Origin of the sequence: Mesobacillus zeae (genome assembly GCF_003570705.1) — a bacterium.
GTDB lineage: Bacteria > Bacillota > Bacilli > Bacillales > Cytobacillaceae > Mesobacillus_C > Mesobacillus_C zeae.
This window is the reverse complement of the sequence record NZ_QWVT01000062.1, coordinates 1-2,294: the sequence shown is the minus strand read 5'-3', so window position 1 is coordinate 2,294 and position 2,294 is coordinate 1. Positions and strand designations below refer to the sequence as shown.

Annotated in this window: 2 protein-coding genes; both read right to left on the bottom strand. The window is 32.1% G+C overall.

Annotation, left to right across the window (positions count from 1 at the left end; translation table 11 throughout):
- Positions 1–178 precede the first annotated feature (178 nt).
- Entirely contained in the window at positions 179–826 is a 648-nt protein-coding gene (locus D1970_RS21625; protein WP_119114912.1) for a pentapeptide repeat-containing protein, read from the bottom strand.
- A 462-nt stretch (positions 827–1,288) separates the two neighbouring features.
- Positions 1,289–1,924: a CPBP family intramembrane glutamic endopeptidase gene (locus tag D1970_RS21620; RefSeq protein WP_119114911.1), complete on the bottom strand. Its 636-nt coding sequence runs from the start codon at positions 1,922–1,924 to the stop codon at positions 1,289–1,291.
- Positions 1,925–2,294 lie beyond the last annotated feature (370 nt).

Here is a 2,294-nt window from a genome sequence, read left to right as displayed (position 1 = left end):
CGAGTAATATGCATCTATCTGAGGGAGTTTAAGTGTATTTATTCACAAACATAAACAGTTTACTGATGAAAATTAAGTTCTTTTATTACAGGAATACTGCTCCGTTTGTTCCATAAGAAAAAAAGGATTGCCGTAGCAACCCTTTCTTAAATTCTTGCACCGATAGTTCATTAAGAAATTACTCTTTAACTTTTAACCCTAACAATTTTGAAAACCCAATTGCTTGGTCTGAAGAAACTTCGCAACCGTTCAAACTTTCCAAAGACACATTAAGTTGTTCAAATGTACAGGTACTTATATCAATTCCTTTAAGAATGGTTTGTGTAAAATCAACATCGTTAATATCACATTGATTAAAATACACCTTGCTAAGTTTACAATCGTAAAAGTTAGCACTGGTTAACGAAGAATTACCAAAACTTACTTGTTTTAAACGTCCATCTGCAAAGTTACTTAATTTCATATCACAATTTTCAAAAGAAACGTTCCCAAGATTAGCTTCTGAAAAATCTAAGCCCAATAGTTTACAATCTTTAAAGGCGACTCTATGTATAATACCTTCATACAATCGAGCATTAGATAGATTACAGTTTTCAAAAATCACATCAGTCATATCAATATTATAAAAAGTAGCATTGATAAATGTTACATTTTTAAAAATGACTTTGGAAAAGATTGCTTTCTCCATTACTTCGTTATCCACTCGTGCACCAAGCACCATACAGTTCACTAACTGAGGGTCTTCTTCATAATAAATATCTTGATAATTTACCTTTTCTAACTCTGATGCGATTTTGGGAAGTTCAATTTTTATTTTTTTTGTCATAATATACCTCAATATCTTTTATGTAAATTTATTCATACTATCTAATTGTAACTCTACATAAAAAATAATAACTTTATAAGACTTTATTTCTTTATCGAATTGTGTCCAAAACCTTAATTTTGGTATTTCTTTCTTCCACTAAACTGCCCGTTTAAGTACAATATTTCACAATGACTTGGGAAAAGTAAAAAATTATTTGTTAGCTATGACACTCATTAAGTCCACTATTTGTGCCAATCATAAGGCGATTAATCCAGTGCTAATTGCTATTGCAACCAGTGCAATAACTGCAATCTCTTTTAATTTTTTGTCCCCAAAATTCACGATTAATTTCCCTTTTTTGGATGTTACTTCCATTCTATATGAGAACTGTTTGTTAGACTATAATATTTTTCATTTCATATTGAGCTAACCGGGTCATTAGCTGAAGAAAATAGACCGCCTTATGGTGGGAACCGAACTTTATCTTGACTTTATATTTTGAGATTTGTTCGTATTTTTTATGATTCCCACTATTAACAAAATCCAGATTAAACTATTTCCAATAGAATGAGTTGCAAAAGAAGCCCATGTGGAATTAGTATATTGGGCAATCCATGGAGCAATAAGCATACTAGGAAGCATATTGATAAAATGCCACTTCAGACATGCATGGACAACCCATGCCCAAAGTACCCCGTTTATTACCCAAGCCCAATCCCCGAAAATCCCTTGCTGAATTGGAAGGAAAAAACCTCTCCACATTAGTTCCTCACTTAACATAGCAAAAAGGTGTAAGGGAATAAATATGATAATCTTTTTCCAATTTCCATAAAGCGAAACACCAAAAAATTCTGATGGAGGTAATTCCATTCTTTTTAATGGATTGAATGGAGCTGGAAGATAACTAGGCGGGGCTAGTATTGGTAACTTCGCAAAAAACTTACCTAAAGGTTCAAGAAATTGGTCGAAAATTATTGTAAAAACAATTGCTCCCACAACCCAATACCAATCGTTTTCTGTTAAAGGATTAAAACGAAACCTTTCCAATATATTTTGCCATGTCCAAGCATTTCCCTCTAAATGATACAATAGCAATGATACTGGAAATAGAATCATTACAGGAAACCATAGAAAAAGCCAAAAAGCATAAATTAATGGAACACCCTTTTTTAATTAACTTTGGTGTTCCATAGTAAACACCAAAGTATAATAACCCACCTGTTATTCCGAAAACGAGTAGCTGCACTAAAATGGACATTAGAAAACCCCTACCAATAAAAGTAAATATTTACTAATATTATCTAAACATAAACAACTATCTATTTCTATAGATTTTTCATTGTCGAGCCGCTCTAAATTACATTAATGGTTATTTCGATAAAGTAACCTTTTCTTGAAATAAACTGCTTCGGTACTTGAATAAGAAGAAGGCGATCATTCTTATTAAATAATCGCACCCGTTCGTAATATAAGATCAGCCAGATAT

Bases quoted from the DNA above. Each gene is read 5' to 3' on its own strand.
- D1970_RS21625 (WP_119114912.1), bottom strand. From the start codon at position 826: ATGACAAAAAAAATAAAAATTGAACTTCCCAAAATCGCATCAGAGTTA.
- D1970_RS21620 (WP_119114911.1), bottom strand. From the start codon at position 1,924: ATGATTCTATTTCCAGTATCATTGCTATTGTATCATTTAGAGGGAAAT.